The organism is Micromonospora sp. NPDC005710 (genome assembly GCF_040630995.1).
In the GTDB taxonomy this organism is placed as follows: Bacteria; Actinomycetota; Actinomycetes; order Mycobacteriales; family Micromonosporaceae; genus Micromonospora.
Genome location: NZ_JBEXYP010000010.1, coordinates 24,811 through 44,710, shown reverse-complemented (window position 1 = coordinate 44,710; position 19,900 = coordinate 24,811). Strand labels below are relative to the sequence as shown.

19 protein-coding genes are annotated in these 19,900 nt (G+C 70.1%); 6 read left to right on the top strand and 13 right to left on the bottom strand.

Translation table 11 applies throughout. The features are described from left to right. Positions 1–18: 18 nt before the first annotated feature. Complete coding sequence (locus ABZ406_RS15765) at positions 19–906, bottom strand: DUF1996 domain-containing protein (protein WP_357761314.1); 888 nt, start codon at positions 904–906, stop codon at positions 19–21. A 306-nt stretch (positions 907–1,212) separates the two neighbouring features. Beyond that, positions 1,213–1,974, bottom strand: a complete 762-nt coding sequence (locus ABZ406_RS15760; protein WP_357761311.1) for an SDR family NAD(P)-dependent oxidoreductase — start codon at positions 1,972–1,974, stop codon at positions 1,213–1,215. Between the two features lie 143 nt (positions 1,975–2,117). Here ABZ406_RS15760 and ABZ406_RS15755 point away from each other — a divergent pair, with 143 nt between their 5' ends. Beyond that, entirely contained in the window at positions 2,118–3,002 is an 885-nt protein-coding gene (locus tag ABZ406_RS15755) for a helix-turn-helix transcriptional regulator (RefSeq protein ID WP_357761308.1), read from the top strand. A 9-nt stretch (positions 3,003–3,011) separates the two neighbouring features. Here the strand turns inward: ABZ406_RS15755 and ABZ406_RS15750 are convergent, their stop codons facing one another. Both ABZ406_RS15750 and ABZ406_RS15745 read right to left on the bottom strand, forming a co-directional pair. Continuing rightward, entirely contained in the window at positions 3,012–4,895 is a 1,884-nt protein-coding gene (locus tag ABZ406_RS15750; RefSeq protein ID WP_357761305.1) for a Xaa-Pro dipeptidyl-peptidase, read from the bottom strand. A 126-nt stretch (positions 4,896–5,021) separates the two neighbouring features. After that, the gene (locus ABZ406_RS15745) at positions 5,022–5,183 is read right to left on the bottom strand and encodes a cupin domain-containing protein (RefSeq protein ID WP_357761302.1); all 162 of its coding nucleotides are present in this window, start codon (positions 5,181–5,183) and stop codon (positions 5,022–5,024) included. Between the two features lie 114 nt (positions 5,184–5,297). On the opposite strand from ABZ406_RS15745, the gene ABZ406_RS15740 reads away from it, so the two are divergent. The 3 genes from ABZ406_RS15740 to ABZ406_RS15730 all read left to right on the top strand — a co-directional run bounded on the left by ABZ406_RS15740 (position 5,298) and on the right by ABZ406_RS15730 (position 9,086). Further along, entirely contained in the window at positions 5,298–7,358 is a 2,061-nt protein-coding gene (locus tag ABZ406_RS15740) for a S8 family serine peptidase (RefSeq protein WP_357761300.1), read from the top strand. Continuing rightward, positions 7,267–8,640 (top strand): hypothetical protein, encoded by a 1,374-nt coding sequence (locus ABZ406_RS15735; protein ID WP_357761297.1) that lies wholly within the window; start codon positions 7,267–7,269, stop codon positions 8,638–8,640. The genes ABZ406_RS15740 and ABZ406_RS15735 overlap by 92 nt, the downstream gene beginning before the upstream one ends. A 98-nt stretch (positions 8,641–8,738) precedes the next feature. Continuing rightward, entirely contained in the window at positions 8,739–9,086 is a 348-nt protein-coding gene (locus tag ABZ406_RS15730) for a DUF998 domain-containing protein (RefSeq protein WP_357761294.1), read from the top strand. A 3-nt stretch (positions 9,087–9,089) separates the two neighbouring features. Here ABZ406_RS15730 and ABZ406_RS15725 read toward each other — a convergent pair whose 3' ends face one another. The 4 genes from ABZ406_RS15725 to ABZ406_RS15710 form a co-directional block, all read right to left on the bottom strand. Beyond that, positions 9,090–9,584: a DUF2231 domain-containing protein gene (locus ABZ406_RS15725; RefSeq protein WP_357761291.1), complete on the bottom strand. Its 495-nt coding sequence runs from the start codon at positions 9,582–9,584 to the stop codon at positions 9,090–9,092. A gap of 119 nt (positions 9,585–9,703) precedes the next feature. After that, positions 9,704–10,324, bottom strand: a complete 621-nt coding sequence (locus ABZ406_RS15720) for a LysE family translocator (protein WP_357761288.1) — start codon at positions 10,322–10,324, stop codon at positions 9,704–9,706. A gap of 224 nt (positions 10,325–10,548) precedes the next feature. Then, complete coding sequence (locus tag ABZ406_RS15715) at positions 10,549–11,592, bottom strand: SEC-C metal-binding domain-containing protein (RefSeq protein WP_357761285.1); 1,044 nt, start codon at positions 11,590–11,592, stop codon at positions 10,549–10,551. A 48-nt stretch (positions 11,593–11,640) separates the two neighbouring features. Beyond that, positions 11,641–11,799, bottom strand: a complete 159-nt coding sequence (locus ABZ406_RS15710; protein ID WP_357761283.1) for a hypothetical protein — start codon at positions 11,797–11,799, stop codon at positions 11,641–11,643. Positions 11,800–11,967: 168 nt separating this feature from the next. Between ABZ406_RS15710 and ABZ406_RS15705 the strand changes: the two genes are divergently transcribed. After that, positions 11,968–14,037, top strand: a complete 2,070-nt coding sequence (locus ABZ406_RS15705; protein WP_357761280.1) for a phosphocholine-specific phospholipase C — start codon at positions 11,968–11,970, stop codon at positions 14,035–14,037. Between the two features lie 168 nt (positions 14,038–14,205). On the opposite strand, the gene ABZ406_RS15700 is transcribed toward ABZ406_RS15705, so the two are convergent. The 5 genes from ABZ406_RS15700 to ABZ406_RS15680 form a co-directional block, all read right to left on the bottom strand. Then, positions 14,206–15,042 (bottom strand): aldo/keto reductase, encoded by an 837-nt coding sequence (locus ABZ406_RS15700; protein WP_357761277.1) that lies wholly within the window; start codon positions 15,040–15,042, stop codon positions 14,206–14,208. A 363-nt stretch (positions 15,043–15,405) separates the two neighbouring features. Beyond that, a complete protein-coding gene (locus ABZ406_RS15695; protein WP_357761274.1) occupies positions 15,406–15,603 on the bottom strand; it encodes a DUF4926 domain-containing protein in 198 nt (65 codons plus the stop codon). Between the two features lies 1 nt (position 15,604). After that, positions 15,605–16,765, bottom strand: coding sequence for a WXG100 family type VII secretion target (locus tag ABZ406_RS15690; RefSeq protein WP_357761271.1), 1,161 nt, complete (start codon positions 16,763–16,765; stop codon positions 15,605–15,607). Then, the gene (locus ABZ406_RS15685) at positions 16,762–17,082 is read right to left on the bottom strand and encodes a type VII secretion target (RefSeq protein ID WP_357761268.1); all 321 of its coding nucleotides are present in this window, start codon (positions 17,080–17,082) and stop codon (positions 16,762–16,764) included. Before ABZ406_RS15685 ends, ABZ406_RS15690 begins: the two co-directional genes overlap by 4 nt. Next, entirely contained in the window at positions 17,069–17,512 is a 444-nt protein-coding gene (locus ABZ406_RS15680; protein ID WP_357761266.1) for a YbaB/EbfC family DNA-binding protein, read from the bottom strand. Before ABZ406_RS15680 ends, ABZ406_RS15685 begins: the two co-directional genes overlap by 14 nt. 354 nt (positions 17,513–17,866) lie before the next feature. Between ABZ406_RS15680 and ABZ406_RS15675 the strand changes: the two genes are divergently transcribed. Next, on the top strand, positions 17,867–19,801 hold the full coding sequence (locus ABZ406_RS15675; protein WP_357761264.1) for a Na+/H+ antiporter NhaA: 1,935 nt from the start codon (positions 17,867–17,869) through the stop codon (positions 19,799–19,801). Positions 19,802–19,900 lie beyond the last annotated feature (99 nt).

Sequence of the window (19,900 nt, the reverse complement as noted above, 5' to 3'; positions counted from 1 at the left end):
TGGCGTGAACCTGTCGGCTCAGATCGGTCGGCCGTCGTGACCGCACTTGATGACGGGACGGATGCAGTCCTGGACCCGGCGGGCCATCTCCGCCACCGGCCAGGCGTTGAAGAAGTCGCCGTGCATCGTGTAGCCCGGCCCGGAGGCCAGCCGGAAGTGCGACGGGTCGCCGGTGACCGGGTAGCGCAGCACCTGGCGCAGCTTCGGCACGTGCACCGGGTGGGTGCTCGGGCAGGCCTGGTTCACCGGGTACGCGAGGTGGCTCTTGTGGTCCGGCGAGTCGAGGTCACGGCCGTTCCAGCACTGCGGGAAGTCCAGGTACGACTCCAGCATGGTGCCTGACGGGCAGTTGACGAAGTCCTTCGACGGCGGGACCTGCCCGGCGTGCAGGCAGGACCAGCGGGCGATGCTGTCGTTCGGCCCGGTCGCCTTCGCGTTGCCGGCGACCAGCCGTAGCCCCTGCGGGAACGGCTGGGTGTTCGCGACGACGTCGGCGCGTACGCCCTCGCCCAGGTAGTAGAACGTGGCGATCGCCGGTTCCACTGCGACGTTGTCCCGATACAGGGTCGGCACCCAGTACGACGAGACGTCCACCAGCGGGTTGCAGGTGGTGGGCGAGTTGACCAGGTCCGGGAGTGTGGTCTTGGCGTTGGTCACCTTGCTGCCGAAGAAGCTGTGCATGTGCGAAGCCCCGGGCAGCCCGGGGAAAACGATCGGGTCGTCCGGCAGCCGGTGGCTGTAGGTGCAGTCGGCGGGGAACTCGGCGACCCGGATGGCGTTGGCGACCGGGGCGGCGTCGGCCCGGTCGGTGGTCGAGACCAGGTAGGTGCCGAGGAGGGTCAGCAGGGCGCCGATCGCGACGGTGAGGCGTAACCGGCGGGGGACGTGGGGTACGGCCCTGTCCATCTGGTAACTCCTGTCGGGGGACGGGTCAGGGGCAACTCCGGTGCCGCCGCCGAAGACAGCGGAGTGGACCCTGGCCAGACGTGTGGTGGCCCGGTGAGGCCGGTCCGAGAGAGCGCTCTCAGCAGTCCAAGCCTCACCCCGATGTCGAAAGTTGTCAATACGTACGGCAGTTGCTGGAAAAATGATGACGACAGCACACAGGCCGGGCCCCGGGGTGGGGCCCGGCCAGCTGCGGCAGCGGGCTGGTACCGCCGTGGGCTATCTTCCTAGGATGCCCTAGGGGGTGTGCTCGGCGCCGGGACGGTGTCAGCGCCCGCGACCGGGAAGCGTCGCCAGAGCCTTCGAGCGCTGCGCGACGAGGTCGGTGTAGGTGCCGTCGCGCTCGGCCCAGCGGTGCATGAGTACGCCCTTCACGAGGATTTCGCTCGGAGTGGGGTTCGCCGAGAGCAGCTGCATGACCTCGGTGGCGAAGTGGTCGAGCGGCAACGCGTGCGGGTTCACCTTCTCCTGACCGGCAGTCGCGACGGCCGGGGGGACGAGTTCGACGACGTCGACACCGGTGCCCTCGAGTTGTGCGCGCAGCGCCTCGGAGTAGGCGTGCACCGCTGCCTTCGAGGCGGCGTAGCTGGGCATGGGCGGGAACGGCAGGAAGGCGATGCCGGAGGTGACGGTGATGAAGGTGCCCGCACCCCGACCGACCAGATGCGGAGTGAAGGCGTCGATGACCCGGATGGTGCCGACCAGGTTGGTGTCGATCGTCGTCTCCGCCGTCGCGAAGTGCGCAGGGTCGCGAAGGTCTTCCATGAGCATGACACCGGACGTCGTCACCACCGTGTCCAGCTCGGGGTGACGGGCGAGCACGGCGTCCCGGACGGAGGCGACAGAGGCGCCGTCGGTGACGTCGATGGCGAATGTGCCGAAACCCTCCGCGGCGAGTTCCGCGAGGGCCTCGGGGCTGCGACCGCCAACGGCCACGGTGCTGCCGGCCGCGGCGAACCGGCGGGCCAACTCCCGCCCGATACCCGAGGTGCCGCCGACGATCAGAACTGTGCGGTTGGAGAGATCCACGAGATCTTCCCTTCGATCCAGAGGGCGCCCGAACAGGGCGATCACAAGCTTGGCGCAGTCCGGCGGATGTGGCGGGGCCCCCGTTTTCCCAGGTCCCACCAGGGCCCCCTCTACGGCACGCGCGCCGCACTAGCGTGGTGACCATGAGCGAAGAGGAGTCGCACGGCGGCCACCGGCTGGGCAGCTACCTTCGGGCTCGGCGCGAACTGGTCTCACCGTCGCAGGTAGGGCTCCCCACCGGCGGCAGGCGCCGCGTGCCCGGCCTCCGGCGCGAGGAGGTCGCCCTGCTCGCCGGGATCAGCCCCGACTACTACCTGCGGCTGGAACGGGGCCGGGACAAGAATCCCTCACCGCAGGTGCTCGAATCGCTCGCGCGCGTCCTGCAGCTCGACGACATCGAGCGGGCGTATCTGCTCGACCTCGCGGCGGCGCGCCCCAGGGCGCCGCGCCGCAAGCGGTCCGAGCACGTACCAGTGCGGGTGTACGAGCTGCTCGCCCACCTTCAGGTCCCCGCGTTCGTCGAGGGACGCGCCTTCGACGTGCTGGCCTCCAACCCCATGGCCGTGGCGCTCTCCCCGCGCCTGCGGCCCGGCCAGAACCGGCTGCGCTCGCTCCTGCTCGATCCCGAGGAACGAGCCTTCCACCAGGACTGGACGAAGGCCACCGCCGATTTCATCGCCACTCTTCGCACCACCGTCGGTGACGACATCGACAACCCCCGGTTCGTCGAGCTGGTGGGCGAACTCGCGCTGTCCAGTCAGCGGTTCCGCACCCTGTGGGCCCGCCACGACGTCCGCAGTCTCGCCGGAGGCACGACGACTGTGCACCATCCCGTCGTCGGTGAACTACACCTCCACCGGGACAAGCTCCCCATCGAAGACGTCATCCTCGTCGTCTACTACCCCGACAAGAACAGCGACAGCGACGAGAAACTGCGGCTCCTCGCCGCACTCGCACACACCGGCACCGCCGACGACGAGACCCGGGTGGGGCGGCCCGACGCGTCGTCGAACCGCCCCACCCGTTGACCGAGCCGATCAGAAACCGAGTACGCCCCGCCCGCCCACCACGGGCAGTCGCAGCTCGCTGTCGTTCGGCGCGACCCGCAGCTCGGTGCCGCCCAACGGCAACAACGTGTACTCCTGATCGCTGGAGAAGACGACGACACCGATCCGGTGGCCCGCCGGGAAGATGTAGTCCTTCGGCTCCATGGTCCACCGGTAGTCGTACAGCTTGCCCTGCTTGACCGGCGCGGTTCGCGCGGCGCTGACGCGGTTCTGCGGGTCCATCCAGCCGCGCGTCACCACCGTCGGGGCGGCGGTCGACCCGGCCGGGCCGTAGTCGACCAGGTACGCGGTGAGGTTCGCGTCCGGCTTGTTGTCGATCGCCATCCGCAACCGCATCTCCGGACGCCCGGAGATGCGCACGCTCTGCGTCAGCTCGGGGGAGCGGTAGGCGAGTCGGTTGGCGCTCGCGGCGTCCGGATTGGACACCAGGGTGTCCGGGTGGATGGTCCGGCCCTCGTCGACGAAGCTCTGCTCCACTCTGGCCTTCGGCGGTTTGCCGGTGGTGAGCGCGCCGGGCGCGGTGGCGTCGGTGGCGGCGAAGCGCAGGCCTACCTCCCGCGCCGCCGGGTCCGGCCAGTTGGCGTACGTGGTGTAGGCGCGGTCCTCGCGCTGGAGCACCGCCGTGGGCTCGTTCATGATGCCGTTGCGCACGTTCCACAGCCAGAAGTCGAACCAGCGGTTCTCGGTCTGCTTGTACGTCCACGTCTGGCCGCCGGGCAGGGTCACCGAGGCGCTGCTGCCCGGGCCGCCGTGGCCGCCCTGGTGCAGCCAGATCTTGCGCGGCACGTGGCGCTTGGCCAACTCGTCCCACCAGCCGGCGAAGTGCTCGGTCTTGACGTTCCAGTCGTTGAGGCCGTGCACGACGAAGACGCTCGCTGTGACGTCACGGGCGTCGAGGTAGTCGCGGTCGCGCCAGAACGTAGAGTAGTCGCCGGTGACCCGGTCCTGCTCGGCGGTGATCTTCGCGAGTTCGTCGGCGCACTGCCCTTCGGCGCGGGCCTGCCCGGCGGTGTACTGGGCCAGGATGTCGAGGTCCTCGCCCTGGAACGTGCCGGGCGCGACCACCAGACCGTTGGCCCGGTAGTAGTCGTACCAGCTGCTGATCGCGGAGACCGGGACGATGGTCTTGAGCCCCCTGACACCGGTGGTGGCCACCTGGTTGGGCAGCGTCCCGTTGTAGGAGACACCGGTCATGCCGACCGCGCCGGTGGTCCAGCCGGCGGTGACGGGGGCGCCGCTGGCGTCGTACCCCTTGGCCCGGCCGTTGAGCCAGTCGATGACCGCCTTGGTGCCGAGCGTCTCGGCCTGGTCGCCGCTGGTCGGGCAGCCGTCCGAGTCGCCGGTGCCCACGCTCTGCCCGAGCACCACCGCGTACCCGCGGGGCACGTAGTAGTCGTCGAGCGAGCCGGGCAGGTTGGCCTTGGCCTGGGCCCGTTGCGCGCCGGCGTCGAGCGCGCGACGCCCGGAGCGGTCGGTCAGGCCATTCTGCGGCAGCTCGTCGACGAGCACGCTCGGGTACGGCACGTCACCCCAGGTGCCCTTGCGGTACGGGCTGTGCTCGAAGATGACAGGCACCTTGAAGCCGGTGGTGGCGGTCTCCCGGGGGCGGGAGATGTCGATCGCGACCCGGTCGAGCCGGCCGTCGTGGTCGGTGTCCACGGGGGTCTGGACGAACACCCGCTCCTCGATCGCGTCGGCGAGCGAGAACACCGGTTGGGTCATACCGTCGCTGACCACGATGCCGGTGGGTGTGGTGGCGGCGGGCGGTGCAGCCGTTGCGGTGGGGGCTGCGCTGAGCACCAGGGCGCCGGACACGCCGACGCTCAGTAGCGCTAGATGACGGGGTCGACGCATGCGCGTCTCCCTTCGGTTGGGCTGGTCGCCGGGTGTCGGCACTGGCCAATCTCGAAGATCCATTCGTCGTCATGCTAGGTGCGCCGCGGCGTCCCGTCGATCCCCTCGGATGTCCACGGTGGTTGGTCAGGGAGTCGGTGGTGTCACCGCGATGATCAGGTGGGCGGGCTGTTCGCTGGCGTTGCGGTAGGGGTGCGCCAGGCGCGAGTCGAAGGTGACCGACTCGCCGGCGGTGAGGGTGTACGACTCACCGCCGATGTCGGCGACGACCTCACCGGGTGCTCCCACTGTTACGGGCGTGAAAACCTCCTCGTCGAAGGCTCCCGGACGGTCGTCCCCGTGCATATGATCTTGCCGAGTCGCCCGAAGAGGCGGTTTCGTCCACATTAGACGAGGAGCACCATGCTCAGGAAAACGCGGTGGCTGATGGCCGTCGCCGTCACGGCCACGACACTTGCCGCCCTACCGGGCGGCACCGCCACGGCCGGTCCCAACGACATCAGCCAGGCCGGCGGACCCGCCGCCTCGGCCGATCCGAAGACACACACAGTCACCCTGCTGACCGGCGACGTGGTGACCGTCCGGAACACCGGATCGGGCTGCCCGCAGGCCACCGTGCGACCGGCGGACGAGAACGCGGTGATCGACCAGAGCTGCGGCCCCGACGGTCACCTGCACGTCATCCCCGCCCGGGTCGCCGCCCAGATCGGCTCGGTCCTCGACCCGGATCTGTTCGACGTCACCGCGCTCATCGCCGACGGCTACGACGACGACAACGCCGCCGAGCTGCCGCTCATCGTGCAGCCCGCCACCGCGTCCGCCCGGGTGGCCGCGCTCGGTGACGTGCTCCCGCTGCCCAGCATCGGCGCGGTAGCCGGCCGCGTACCCAAGAAGAGCCCGGCCACCGCGAAGCTGGCGACCAACTCGCTGCTCGCCGGCGCGAAGAAGGTCTGGCTCGACCGCAAGGTCCGCGCCACCGCCCTGCCGGCCGGCGCGAAGCCCGCCGGCCTGGACCGCAACCTCGGCCAGATCGCCGCGCCCGACGCCTGGAAGGCCGGCTACACCGGCAAGGGCGCCCGGGTCGCGGTGCTGGACACCGGCGCCGACTTCACCCACCCGGACCTGGTCGGCCGGGTCGCCGAGCGGGCCGACTTCACCGTCGAGGGTGGCGACGCCGTCGACCACAACGGCCACGGTACGCACGTCGCCTCGACGATCGCCGGCACCGGCGCGGCCGCACACGGTCAGCGTCGTGGTGTCGCGCCGGACGCCAAGCTGGTGATCGGCAAGGTCCTCGACGACCACGGCTCCGGCGAGGACTCCGGCATCATCGCCGGCATGGAGTGGGCCGCGCCCCGGGCCGACGTCATCAACATGAGCCTCGGTGGCAGCGCACCTGACGACGGCAGTGACCCCCTCTCGCTCGCCGTCGACGCCCTGAGCAAGTCCACCGGCACGCTGTTCGTCATCGCCGCCGGCAACAGCGGCGCGCAGATATCCTCGCCCGGGTCGGCCGCCACCGCGCTCACCGTCGGGGCCGTCGACCGCGACGACAAGCTCGCCGACTTCTCCAGCCGTGGACCGCTGATCAACAACCACGCGGCCAAGCCGGAGGTCGTCGCGCCCGGTGTCGACATCGTCGCGGCCCGCGCCGCCGGCACCAACCTCCAAGACCCGATCGACAGGTACTACGAGGCCATCAGCGGCACCTCGATGGCGAGCCCGCACGTGGCGGGCGCCGCCGCGCTGCTCGCCCAGCGCCACCCGGACTGGACCGGTGAGCGGCTCAAGGCCGCCCTGGTCGGCGCGGTCGACCCGCTGACCGGCATCGACCCGTACGCCGTCGGAGCCGGCCGCCTCAACGCGGCCCGTGCCCTCGGCGGCCCCACCGGCGACCAGTCGGTGGTCAACCTCGGCACGTTCGCGTACCCGCAGTCCGGGACCAGCGAGACGAAGCTGAGCTGGACCGGTGAGTCCACCGCCGTTCTCGACCTCGACGTGTCGATCGTCAACCACGACGGCCAGCCGGTGCCGCGCGGCGCGGCATCGCTGTCGACGAGCCGGGTGACCCTCAAGCACGGCGCCACCGGGACGGCGACCCTGCGGATCAACCGCAAGGCGCTGGCCAGCCGGCCGGGCCTCTACCTGGCCACCGTCACCGCCCGCAGCGGCCGCAAGCCGGTCGTGACCACGCCGGTGAGCTTCTACGTCGAGCCGCCCAGCTACGACCTGACCATCCACACCAAGCCGATGCCCGGCCTGCGGGACGGTGCGGACACCTGGATCAACCTCATGGTCGCCAACCTCACCGACCCCCCTGCTGTTCTACGGAGGAGGCGGCGGCACGCCCGGGGAGACCTTCACCCTGCGGGTGCCGGCAGGCCGGTACTCGGTGCTCGGCGCGTCGATCGCCTACTACGTCGACAGCGACGTGCAGGAGAGCACCCTCACCGCGGCAGGTGACCTGGACGTGCACGTCGCCCGGAGCGTCACCCTCGACCCGGCGCAGGCCCGGCCCGTCACGGCCACCGTCGACGGGGCGGCCACCAAGACCACCCGGACCGATGTCACCACTTTCCAGACCGCGGTGAACGGCCTGCCGTGGTGGCACCAGATCAGCGGGTTCGGGGTGGCCACCTCGGTGCGCAGCGTGGCGGTCCCGAAGCCCGGCATCGGATCGCGGCGCACCTGGGCGGCCGTCAACATGGACTCACCGGCCGGCACCGCGACGCCGTACCGCTACAACATCGTGCACGAGTACGCCGGCGGCGTGCCGGCCGACCCGTCGTTCCGGGTGACCAGGGCGGAGCAGGCCCGGCTGGCCCGCATCGACGAGCGGTTCCACCAGACCGACTCGCCGGAGATGTACACCCTGCTGGTCCGCACGGGCTCCACTCCTGACGGGGTACCGGTGACCCAGACCTACGAGGGCGTCATGCCGCCGAGCCGAACGTCGTACCTCTCGCCGGAGATCGTCTGGGCCGACGAGGGCGTCTACGGTGGGCTGGCGGCCCTGGAGGCGCCGCGCCGGTACCTGCCGGGCAGCCGGCATTCCAAGGTCTGGGCGCGGCAGCCGCTGCACTCCGACTGGTACGACGACCCGGCCGGCGCCGACTGGAGCTGCACCACCGCGCCGTCGCGGACCCGGGGCAACCTGCACCTGGACATGGTGACGCTCACCGACCAGCACCAGCGGGCCGACTGCCTGCAGGGCGAGGCGGTCGGCGTGAAGCGCAAGCTGTCGCTGTACCGCAACGGCACGCTCGTCGACGAGCGGTCCGGCCCGTACGGCGACTTCAGCGTTCCGCAGTCGATGGCCGACTACCGGGTGACCCTCGACGTCGACACGAGTCTGATCCTGCCGATCTCCACCACTGTCAACACGTCGTGGACGTTCCGGTCCGCCGGCCCGGACGGCACCGGGAACGTGCCGCTGCCGCTGCTCGCGGTCGACTACGCCCTGCCGATGGACCACGACAACCACCCGGTCGACGGCACGGCCGAGCTGACCGTCCGGCAGGCGCACAGTGTGAAGACGCAGAAGGTGACGTCGTTCCAGGTCTGGACGTCGACCGACGACGGCGCCACCTGGAAGTCGGCCCGGGTCACCGGCAGCGGTGACAGCTACCGGGTCGAGCTGCCGAAGGCCACCGCCGGACAGGCAGTCTCGCTGCGGGTGAAGGCCGCCGCCAACGGCGGTAGCGGAATCGACCAGACCATCATCCGGGCGTACCACGCCGGCTGACCGTCGACCCAACGGTGCGGCTCGGCCCCGATCGGGCCGGGCCGCACCACCTTTTTGGTAGCGGTGTCGATCCGGCCCCACCTCGTTCGTCGTGACGGATGGTCGGCGGTGGGATCTTCGTGCCCGATCCCGCACTCGGCTGGCCACCCGGCGCCCCGGCGGGGCTGCCCGAGCAGGCCAGCACGGACAGCGTCCTGCACACGGTGTGTGGGGCGGCGGCGTTCCTGTCGCTGATCGCGGCCGGCCTGCTGATCGCTCGACGGTTCGCCGCCCAGGGGGACCGGACCTGGGCGCGCTACAGCGCCACCAGCAGTGCCCTCGCCTTCGTGCTCACCGCCCTGCCGTGGAGCGACGGCAGTGCGAGCATCCGCTTCGCCGTCGGAGCGGTGCTCATCTCCGGGTGGCTCGTGGCGCTCTCCTGGCGGGCGCGCAGTGACGTCGCCTGACCGTCACTGCCCTTCCCAGACCGCCTTCGCCCCGGAGTCGCCGGTGCGGAACACGTAGTAGATGGCGACGCCGGCGGCCACCACGGACAACACCTGCAACGCCAGGGTCAGAAGCCGGCCGGGACGACCCTCCACACCGGTCCCGGCGGCCGTCGGTGGTACGAGCAGGACCAGTCCCAGCGCCACGACCGCCAAACCGATCGTCGCGTAGAGCGTGAGGTCACCGAAGTCCTGGTGCGTCTGAAGCCGCGGAAGGAATTCGGGGGTGACCCGGTTTGCCGCCCGCATCCGTTCGAGGAACGCGTCACCGGAAAGCTTCGTCAGCAGCGCGGCGACCGGCGCGCCCAACGCGAGCAACCCCAGTACCCAGCGGGTGTGCGGCCGGATCGGCGCGACGAGCGCGTAGCCGACAGCCAGCAGGGCCAGCAGCGGCACGAACACGACAGCGGCGTGCAGCAGCAGAGGGTGGGCAGGGATGCCCATGAACTCCTCGAACATCGGCGGATCCTCCTGAATTCGGCGGACGTCGACCCGTCCGGGGGAGGACGCTATCGGTACCGCCGGGGCATGTCAGCCCCCAAGATTGCTTCCGCATCGAGCCGGTCACCGTCGGCGACTCAGGTCGCCGCCGCGCGAACGCCGAGGCCGAGCAGGATCACACCGGTCAGCCGGTCGAGCGTTCGTCGCACCGCCGCGGTGCGGAGCAGCCGGGCGGCGGCACCGGACACCACCGTCCAACCGGCGAGCCAGCAGGTGTGCAGCGCGCAGTGTGCCGTGGCAAGAAGCAACATCGGCACCAGCACCGGTCGGCCTGGTTCGAGGAACTGCGGTGCCAGGGTGAGGTAGATGGCAGCAGCCTTGGGATTCAACACGTTGCCGAGCAACCCCTGCAGGTACGGGTGGTCCACGCGCCAGGGCAACCTCCGGGCGGAAACCGCCGGTCGCCGTCCCGCCTCCGGGCGGCGACGCGACGCGGACCAGAGCATCCAGAGCCCGAGCCCGACCAGATAACCGGCCCCGACCAGCTTGACCACCCAGAAGGCCTGCGACGAGCGAAGCACCAGCGCGGCCAGGCCGACAGCGGCCAGCGTGGCGTGCACGTAGAGCCCGGTCACCGTACCCAGGATCACCCACCAGCCCTGCCGCCGCCCGCCGGTGGCGACCCGCGAGACGACCAGGGTCAGGCTCGCGCCCGGCGTGGCGGTGATCGGCGCGACGGCGACCAGGAAGCCGAGCACCGCGACCCCGTGCGCGCTCAGACTGCCACCGAACCCAACTCGTCGGCACCGGGCACTGGGCAATCGACGAGGAGCCGCTCGGCCGACCGGGGATGGCTGTCGAGGGTCTCACCGAGGCGCGCGATGACCAGCACGAGGTCTCCTGACGGCTAGGGACGTCAAAGCCGTCAGGAACGTTACTACTCCCGGCCAGGTCGGCCGCCGCCGCGCGACAGCCGGCCCGGTCAGTTCCGGGAGCGCGGCAGGCAGTCCTTCTTGTACTTGAGGCCGGAACCGCACCAGCAGGCATCGTTGCGCTCCGGCGGCCAGGCGATCCGCGCGCTCGGCCGCGCCGACACCTCCGCCGCGTAGCCCGCCCGGACCGCCGGGTCGGCCGGTTCGCCGCCCCGTCGGCCGGCGAACGCGGTCAACCCGGCCACTGTCGCGGCGAAGACACCCAACCCGGCCTGACCGGCACCCCGCAGCCGAACCAGCTCCGTCTCCAGCCGGCCGCGGTGCGCGTCCCAGTCCGGCCCGTACACCTCGGCGAGGGCGGGATGGTCGGCGAGGAGACGATCGAACTCGGCCCGCGGCCAGAAGAGCAGATCCGACTCCGCGTCCCGCCGCTCGCCGGCCCGACGCACGAGCTGGGTCTCCAGCCGGTCCGCCAGGTCGTCCTGCCTGTCGTGCGGCAGGTTCAGATTGCGGCGTACCCGATGCCGTTGCTGCAACAGGAAGAAGGCGACACCGGGCGCGTCCGGCGGCCCGAGATCGACCACCGGGTCGATCGCCGTGCTGGCCGGCCCGGACGCGGCGGTCGCGCGTTCATTGAGCACCGTGTCGACCGCCTCACTCAGCCACGTCTCGGCCGTCGCCGAACGCCCACCGGCGTCCAGCGCGGCACTGACGTAGGCGGGGGCGTCGGGCTGCACGAGCAGCAACGGGCGCAACGCGGTCAACTCGGCTATCGCCTCGTCGTCGTGACCGCCGGCCCGGAACAACACGCGGGCCCGCAACGCGCGGGCGAACCCGGCCCGAGGGTCGTCGCCGGACGGGTACGCCGCCAGTGCCTGCTCCGCGTAGCGCAACGCGGCCTCGGGCCGGGCCCGGGTCTCCGCGATCTCGGCGGCCAGCGTGAACGCGTCCCCGGCGTCGTCCGGGTCCTCCAGCCGCCCCTGTTCGGCAGCCTGCGCGACGTCGGCGGCGACACCGAGCGGATTGGCCGTCCCGAGCGCCGAACGGCGAAGTTCGGCGAGGTCAGCCTTGGTGAGTATCTCTCTCGTCGGCACGATCTCACGGTACGTCGGGGTACTCACGGTATGCGGGCAGATCACCTGTTACGCCGCTCTCATGCCGCCCGCCGGGTCGTACACCTGTTCGTGGTGACCGGGCGTGGTCAACAGCGTCGCGGCCACGTCGGCGACCAACCCGGGGGAGAAGTCGCCCACCTTGTCGATCCCCCGGCCGGAGAGCGCCACGATCCTGCTCGCGGCCATCGACGGCTCACCCGGGTCGACGACACGGCCGCGTGACCAGTGCCTTTCCGGCCCAGAGCCGGTTGACAAGTGGTCGCAGAACCATCGAACCACGGTCATCTGCCGTCAACCCGCCGTCGGTAGCGTCCGGTCGCCAGTTTCCCGACCAGGTCGCACAAAGGCGGAGTTATGGGCACTGTGGATCGCCGTACGTTCCTCAAGGCGATGGGAGTTCCCGCGATCGGCGCGGCGCTCCCGTTGGACCTCAGCAAGGCGCTCGCCATCCCGGCGAACAACCGGACCGGCACGATCAACGATGTCGAGCACGTCATCATCCTGATGCAGGAGAACCGCTCCTTCGACCACTACTTCGGCACCATGCGCGGCGTACGCGGCTTCGGTGACCCCCATCCGGCGACACTGCCGTCCGGCAAAGACGTGTGGCACCAGCCCAACGGGACCGACGAGCTGCTGCCCTTCCGCCCCGAGGTGAAGAACCTCGGCCAGACCTTCCTGCCGGACCCGCCGCACGGCTGGAACGACGGGCACGCCGCCTGGAACGACGGCCGGTTCGACAGGTGGGTGCCGAACAAGGGCGTCACGGCGATGACCTACCACACCCGCCAGGACCTGCCGTACCACTACGCACTCGCGGACGCCTTCACCGTCTGCGACAGCTACCACTGTTCGCTGATGGGGCCGACCGACCCGAACCGCTACCACATGTGGAGCGGCTGGGTCGGCAACGACGGCAAGGGCGGCGGGCCGGTCATCACCAACGCGGAGGCCGGCTACGACTGGTCGACCTACCCGGAGCGGCTGGAGCGCAACGGCATCTCCTGGAAGATCTACCAGGACGTCGGTACCGGCCTCAACGCCGCCGGCTCCTGGGGCTGGACGAACGACCCGTACATCGGCAACTACGGCGACAACTCGCTGCTCTACTTCCACCAGTACCAGAACGCACAGGCCGGAACGCCGCTCGCCGACCGGGCCAAGACCGGCACGGAGGTCAGGACCCAGGGCCGCGACCCGGAGGCGCTGCTGGCCGACTTCCGCGCCGACGTCGAGGCGGGACGCCTGCCCGAGGTCTCCTGGATCACCGCGCCCGAGGCGTACACCGAGCACCCGAACTGGGAGCCCGCGTACGGCTCCTGGTACATCTCCCAGGTCGTCGACATCCTCGCGTCGAACCCCGAGGTGTGGAGCAAGATGGCGCTCTTCATCACGTACGACGAGGAGGGCGGCTTCTTCGACCACGTGGTCCCGCCGACGCCTCCGCAGAGCCGCGAGCACGGGCAGTCGACAGTGCCGACCACCAACGAGATCTTCCCCGGCGACGCCGACCACCCGGCCGGGCCGTACGGCCTCGGCATCCGGGTGCCGATGGTCATCGTCTCGCCGTGGACGCGCGGCGGCTACGTCAACTCGCAGGTCTTCGACCACACCTCACTGATCAAGTTCCTGGAGGCGCGGTTCGGGCACGGCCGTCCCGACCTGATCGAGAAGAACATCACCCCGTGGCGACGGGCCGTCGTCGGCGACCTCACCAGCGCCTTCGACTTCCGGCACCCGAACCGCTCCCGCGAGGTCAGGCTGCCCGACACCGACGACTTCAAGCCCGAGGACCTCGTCCGACACCCCGACGAGGTCCCGGTCCCGCCGACCGGCCAGCGGCTGCCGAAGCAGGAGCACGGGGTACGCCCGGCGCGGCCGATCCCGTACACCCTGCACGCCGACGGTCACCTCGGCGCCGACTCGTTCCGCATCGACTTCCGTAACACCGGTGGGGTCGCCGCGGTCTTCCAGGTTCGCCAGCCCGGCAGCGCGGACGCCCCGCGCAGCTACACGGTCGAGCCGGGCAAGCACCTGACCGACACCTGGAAGATCGAGTCCGGGTACGACCTGTCCGTGCACGGCCCGAACGGTTTCTACCGTCGGTTCGCCGGTGGCCGGTCCCCGCTCGACGTCACCCCCTCCTACGAGGAGCGGGGCGAGAAGGTCGTCCTCGCACTTCAGAACCGCCTGTCGAAGCGGATCGAGGTGACCGTCCGGGACGGGTACAACGCCCGCTCGGTCAAGCTGTCACTACGCCCCGGTGAAACCGAGCGGGCCACCTGGGCGCTCGCCCGCGCCCACGGCTGGTACGACCTGACGGTTTCCGTCGCCGGCGACACCGACTTCTCGTACCGGTGCGCGGGTCATGTCGAGAACGGCAAGGACAGCATCAGCGACCCGGCCCTCGGCGGGCTCGTCTGAGCGTTCGTCACGCCGGCGTTCGAGCTCCGTAAATTTGCCGGCCGATGTGGTGATGAGCGTGATGACTCACAGGCATATTGATGCCTCACAGTCATCACGCTCATTACCGCGTCCGGTCCCACAGACGTCACGCTCCGTGGTGCTGGTCGAGCATGCTCGGGGGGGCGATCAGAACTCCTCGTACACCGCCGGGTCCTGGTCCGAGAGGCGCCCGTCCGGGCGGCCCAGCGCGGTGATGGCCTCGACCTGCGCGTCGGTGAGCGTGATACCGAAGACGTCAAGGTTCTCGGCCTGCCGCTGCGGGGAGGCGGCCTTGGGCAGCGGAATCACCTGACGGGCCACGTGCCAGGCGAGAATCGTCTGCGCAGGGCTGACGCCATGCGCGGTCGCGATCTCCACGACGACTGGGTGCTGTTGCAGGTCGTTGCCGTGGCCGAGCGGGCTCCACCCCTGCACCAGGATGCCGTGCTCCCGGTGGTAGGCGATCGCCTCCTGCTGCGGAAAGTACGGGTGCACCTCGATCTGGTTGACCACCGGGGCCACCCCGGTCTCGGCCACCAACCGCTCGATATGCTCGGGCAGGAAGTTGGAGAGCCCGATGTGCCGCACCAGGCCACGCTCACGCGCCTCGATCAGCGCCCGCCACGCCTGCACGTACAGGTCTTCCTTGGGGTTCGGCCAGTGGATCAGATACAGGTCGACCCGGTCGAGGCCGGTGCGGAACACACTCTCCTCGACGGTGGTTAGCGCCTCTTCGTAGCGGTGGTGCCGACCCGGCAGCTTCGAGGTGACGATCAGCTCGTCCCGTAGGTCGCCGGCCGACCGGGCCGCCTGGCCGACAGCGCCCTCGTTCTCGTAGTTCACCGCCGAGTCGATCAACCGGTAGCCCGACCGGATCGCCTGACTGATCGCGTCGACACCAGCCGAGCCGTTCAGCTTGTACGTGCCGAGCCCGATCGCCGGCAGAGTCGTGCCGTCGGCTGCCGTGAGATGGGGGATCGTCATGGTTGATCTGCCTTTCGTCGACCGTGACTGGACCCTACTCGCACGGTTCGCGCTGCCGAGACCAACCGGGCGATCAGCCCAGGTCAGCCTCCGTTGCCGCCTTTGCACGAGGGCAGATGCCTTCAACGAGCCAGCACGTTGTTGCGGGCACCGCCGACGAAGGCGCAGCAGACCATCTTCATGACTAGCCGGTTCCAGCGCCGCCCACTGCACGTCGGTCAGGTCATGTCGCCTCGCTGCCGTTACGCTCGGCACGAGGTCTCCGGTGTGAAGTTCTAGCTTGGTCGCTGAACCACCTACCGGAGACCTCTTCAATTAGCGACCACCGCCACGCCCCAACATCAACGCCCTACGAAACACGGCCTAGCCGCCTCGGTGTATTACCTGGTCGGCCCGGAGCGTGGCCAAAGCGATGGTGCGGCCATCGGCGTCGGCGAACTCGACTTCGTAGGCAGGCGGAGGGCCGCTGAAGATGTGAACGACGGTGCCGACTGCCCCGCGAGACAACTGCTCTCCCGCAATGGCCTCGCGGAGCTCAACCACGTCGTACAGCTCCAACATGTCACCCTTCCTTGGGCGGGAACGAGATGGTCACCATTCGGGGTGCAGAGGACCCGTTCTCCAGTATCCAGGCCGTGCGGACGATGACCGTGCCATGGGGCCCAGTGAGGGGTAGGTCTACGTTCCACCGTTGACCGTACTCGTCGGCCCTGCCCATTAAAGGCTTGCCAGCGAGGACGCCTTCGCGAATCTGCTGCATGATCCGGTCGGCGTCGTCCGGCCCGAGGCCGGTGGTGGAGTTGATGACGCGATACTTGTTCTTACCGACAGGGTGATCCGGGTTCATGGCGTAGTCGGCAATCTTCCGTGAGTCGATTTCGGCCATGGCAAAGTCCGGTCGACTGGGATCACCCGGAATCTTCGTCGGCTCACGGCCATCGGGCTTCTGCGGGCCGGTTGACTGCTTCTGAAGCCGCCCCAGTGCCTGCTTGAGCTTCTCGATGAGGTCACCGAGCCGGCGGATCTCCGGCATCAGCCGCCGCAAACTCGCCAGCAGCCCGCGTAACAACCGCGCGATCCGCGCTCCCCACGACGCCACCACTGTCGTTACCTGCTCCACGACCAGCGGCGCGGCCAGTCCGCCGGTGATGAGGAGTTCGCCCGCGTACACGATGATGCGGGACACGCAGGTGGCGATGGCGTCGCGGACCAGGAGTCGGACGGCGGCCACCAGGCCGGCGGCGCCTTCGGTGATCGCGGCCATGGTGTCGGCACCCTGGGCGAGACCGGTGATGGCTTGTTGTTGTTCGTTGGCCCAGGCGCGGTAGGCGGGGCCGGCACTGCCGCCCCAGCCGGCGAGGTCGCTGCGGACGGCGCGAGCCAGTTCGGCGGCGTGGTCGCGGAGCGAGCCGGCGACGTTGCGCCAGGTCTGGGCGTGTGCGGTGATCTGGGCCGGGTCGCCGGCGAGCCAGTCCAGCGCTTCGCTGAGTGGCTTGACGTGTTCGATGAGCCAGGCGATCCCGTACTGCAGGAGGGCACCGACCGGGTCGGAGACGAAGGCGAGGGCGTCCAGGCCGGCGCTCACCACGCCGAGGCTGCCGTCGATCCAACTGCCGGTGCGGACGCCCTGGGCGATGAGTTCGATGTCCTCACATATCCACACGCCCGCCCAGGCGCTGGGCGGGGTGTTAGCGGCGGCGGCGACGAGCGGGTTCGACGTCACCTGTGTCGCCGCACCCCGTCGAGTAGCTGCTTGGCGTGGGCGTCGGAGCTTCGGTAGTGGTCGGCCCCGACCCGGAGCTTGCCGGCGGTGTCCCGTACCGATGCGGCGGCGGCGCCGATGCTGTCGACCAGCGTGCGCTGGAGGCTGTCGAGCAGCGCCGGCATCATCGCGCAGAGCTGCCCGTAGGCGTCGGTGCCCAATCGGACGTGCTGGCCTGCCTGCTGGGCGGCGTCGAGGCTGCTGGCGCCGCGATCGAGGCGGGCCGCGTGGGCGGTCAGGTCGTCCGGGTCGACCTGGATGCCGTCACCGGCGGGCATCGTTCGATCCCTGGTCGGAGAGGAGCCGGCTGCGGTACGAGTCGATGATGGCCTGGGCGCTCACGTCGTCGCCAAATGACTCCGTGGCTGCGACGCTGACCCGTCGAAGCAGGTCGGCGCGCGCGGCAGCGGTGGTCTCCAGGATCTGCCGAGCGGTGTGCGCCGCGGGTTGTTGCCGGACGCGTTCGTCGAGCCGTAGGTCGATCAGCAGGCCGGCTGAGTCGACTGTGACGTCGACGGTCCGCTCGGTGTTGTGGGCGGTGCCGGTCAGATCCTTCATCGTCGCCGACAGAGTCTTGGCCCGTGCCGCCCGCTCGGCGAGCGACGTCTCCCACTCGTCGAGCCGGCGCTCCGCCGCGTCGAGAGCAGCGTCGTCCGCCCACACGTCGACCCTCCCCAGGGGACCGCTGCCGGCGACAACCGGCAACATCACCGGCACGCTACCAACCAGTGGCGCTGCGTGCATGCCCAGGGATCGAACGCCAAGGAGTCGCGCTAGGCGAAGCGGGCGGCCCGTCAAGCCCCGCCCGTCCCGTCGATCATGGACTTGTGGTGGGTAACAAAGCACCTGCTACGGCGCTAAACCAGGCACCACAACTCCATGATCGGCGGAGTCGGGGCGCGATCTTGCAGTTTCTGTCGCGACATATGACGCAGAAACCTGCATCTCGACGACCGAAACTGCAAGATCGACGCGGCAGGGGTGCCGCCAAGGAGACGTGTTCGCGGAGGAGGAGTGGCAATCCGGACCACGTGACGGTCCAGGGCGACGAAGATTGTTTCCGTGACGAGCGACAATACGCAGCGGGCGTGGTCCGCCCGAACCATCTGGGACCGGCGGTTCGACGCCCCGCTGCGCTCGTTCCTGCGTACCGAGACGGGCGGAGCCCGGGCGGTGCTGATCGCCGCGGTGGTGGCTCTCGTCTGGGCGAACCTGCACGTGTCGTCGTACGAGTCGGTCTGGGAGACCTCCTTCTCCGTCCGGCTCGGCGACTGGCAGGTGTCGCATGACCTGCGTACCTGGGTCAACAGCTGCCTGATGACCTTCTTCTTCCTGGTCGCGGGGCTGGAGTTGCGTCGCGAGTTCGACATCGGCGAGCTGCGGGAGCGGCGTCGGCTGGCGTTGCCGATGCTGGCCGGGTTCGGCGGCATGCTCGTGCCGGTCGCGATCTATCTCGCCATCAACGCCGGGCACACCACAGCGGCGGGGTGGGGTGCGGTGATGGCCACCGACACGGCGCTCGCCCTGGGCGCGCTGGCCGTCTTCGGGCCGCGTTTCTCGGAACGGCTGCGGGGTTTCCTGCTGACCGTCGCCGTCGTCGACGACGTGGTCGCAATCGCGGTGCTGGCCATCGCGTACCCGCATCACCCCTCGCTGAGGGCGCTGATCGTCGCGGCGGCGATCTTCGGCGTCGTGCTGCTCGTCCGGGGTTGCGGGGTGCGGTTCGGCCCGGTCTACGCGTTGCTCGGGGTGGCGGCCTGGCTCGCCGTCTCGATGTCCGGTGTCGACCCGGTCGCGGTGGGTCTGGTGATGGGGCTGTTGACCTACGCCTACGCTCCCGGCCGCGGTGACCTGCAGCGGGCCAGCGACCAGTTCCGCCTCTTCCGGGAGCAGCCCACCCCGCAACTCGCCCGGATGGCCCGTGCCGGGCTCACCTCGGCGCTGTCGCCGAACGAGCGGCTGCAGACGCTCTACCACCCGTTGGCGAGCTATCTGGTGGTGCCACTGTTCGCGCTGGCCAACGCCGGGATCGTCATCGACGGCGACCTGCTGACCAGGGCTGTGACCTCGCCGGTGACGGTCGGCGTCGTCGTCGCGTACGTCGTCGGTAAGCCGGCCGGGATCCTGGCCACCGCGTGGCTGGTGACCCGGCTGAGCGGCAACCGGTTCCGGCCACCCGTCGGCTGGGTCGCCGTCGCGGGGGTCGGCACGATCTCCGGAATCGGTTTCACCGTCGCGCTTCTGATCGCGACCCATGCCCTGAGCGGCCCGGCCCTGGATGAGGCGAAGTTCGGAATTCTCGTGGCGACGGTCGGTGCCTCAGTCGTCACCTGGATGGTGTTCCGTTCCGTCAGACGACTCTCACCGGCGCGGCGGACCCGCGCACTGCTGGGCGTCACCGAGGGGATCGTCGACCTGATGCTGCCCGTCGATGCGGAGCGCGACCACATGCGTGGGTCGCTCGACGCACCGGTGACGGTGGTGGAGTACGGCGATTTCGAGTGCCCCTACTGCGGGCAGGCCGAGCCGGTGGTCCGAGAGTTGCTGGCGGATTTCGCCAATGTCCGGTACGTCTGGCGCCACCTTCCGCTCACCGACGTCCACCCGCACGCCCAACTCGCCGCCGAGGCCGCCGAAGCGGCGGGGGAGCAGGGCGCGTTCTGGGAGATGCACGACCTGCTGCTCGCCCACCAGCACGCTCTCGATCCCGTCGAGGTGCTCGGCTACGCCAAACAGCTCGGCCTCAACCTGGACGGGTTCCGGGAGCACATGGTGAAGAGGATGGGAGTGGACCGCATCGCCGAGGACGTCGACTCCGCCGACCTCAGCGGCGTCACCGGCACCCCGACCTTCTTCATCAACGGCCGGCGACACCACGGCGCGTACGACATCGCCGCGCTCTCGGCGGCGGTGAAGTCGGCGTTCGCGAGCGCGAAGCTTCGCCCCGAATACCACCCTCGGGACTCCGGCCGCCGCGAGACCGGGCCGGCGAGCTGACCGCGCGGCCGTGCGGCCAGGCGGTCGTCACCCGGCCGGGTGCCCGACGGGCACCGCGGTCACCTTCCGGCAGTCGGCGGTGCCGCTCCCCTCGGGGGT

What these genes read in the sequence shown, in the direction of transcription:
- ABZ406_RS15755 (WP_357761308.1), top strand. Translation starts at nt 2,118, where the DNA reads ATGAGCGAAGAGGAGTCGCACGGCGGCCACCGGCTGGGCAGCTACCTT.
- ABZ406_RS15740 (WP_357761300.1), top strand. Translation starts at nt 5,298, where the DNA reads ATGCTCAGGAAAACGCGGTGGCTGATGGCCGTCGCCGTCACGGCCACG.
- ABZ406_RS15710 (WP_357761283.1), bottom strand. Translation starts at nt 11,799, where the DNA reads ATGGCCGCGAGCAGGATCGTGGCGCTCTCCGGCCGGGGGATCGACAAG.
- ABZ406_RS15705 (WP_357761280.1), top strand. Translation starts at nt 11,968, where the DNA reads ATGGGCACTGTGGATCGCCGTACGTTCCTCAAGGCGATGGGAGTTCCC.
- ABZ406_RS15695 (WP_357761274.1), bottom strand. Translation starts at nt 15,603, where the DNA reads ATGTTGGAGCTGTACGACGTGGTTGAGCTCCGCGAGGCCATTGCGGGA.
- ABZ406_RS15750 (WP_357761305.1), bottom strand. Translation starts at nt 4,895, where the DNA reads ATGCGTCGACCCCGTCATCTAGCGCTACTGAGCGTCGGCGTGTCCGGC.
- ABZ406_RS15725 (WP_357761291.1), bottom strand. Translation starts at nt 9,584, where the DNA reads ATGTTCGAGGAGTTCATGGGCATCCCTGCCCACCCTCTGCTGCTGCAC.
- ABZ406_RS15680 (WP_357761266.1), bottom strand. Translation starts at nt 17,512, where the DNA reads ATGTTGCCGGTTGTCGCCGGCAGCGGTCCCCTGGGGAGGGTCGACGTG.
- ABZ406_RS15685 (WP_357761268.1), bottom strand. Translation starts at nt 17,082, where the DNA reads ATGCCCGCCGGTGACGGCATCCAGGTCGACCCGGACGACCTGACCGCC.
- ABZ406_RS15765 (WP_357761314.1), bottom strand. Translation starts at nt 906, where the DNA reads ATGGACAGGGCCGTACCCCACGTCCCCCGCCGGTTACGCCTCACCGTC.
- ABZ406_RS15730 (WP_357761294.1), top strand. Translation starts at nt 8,739, where the DNA reads ATGGTCGGCGGTGGGATCTTCGTGCCCGATCCCGCACTCGGCTGGCCA.
- ABZ406_RS15700 (WP_357761277.1), bottom strand. Translation starts at nt 15,042, where the DNA reads ATGACGATCCCCCATCTCACGGCAGCCGACGGCACGACTCTGCCGGCG.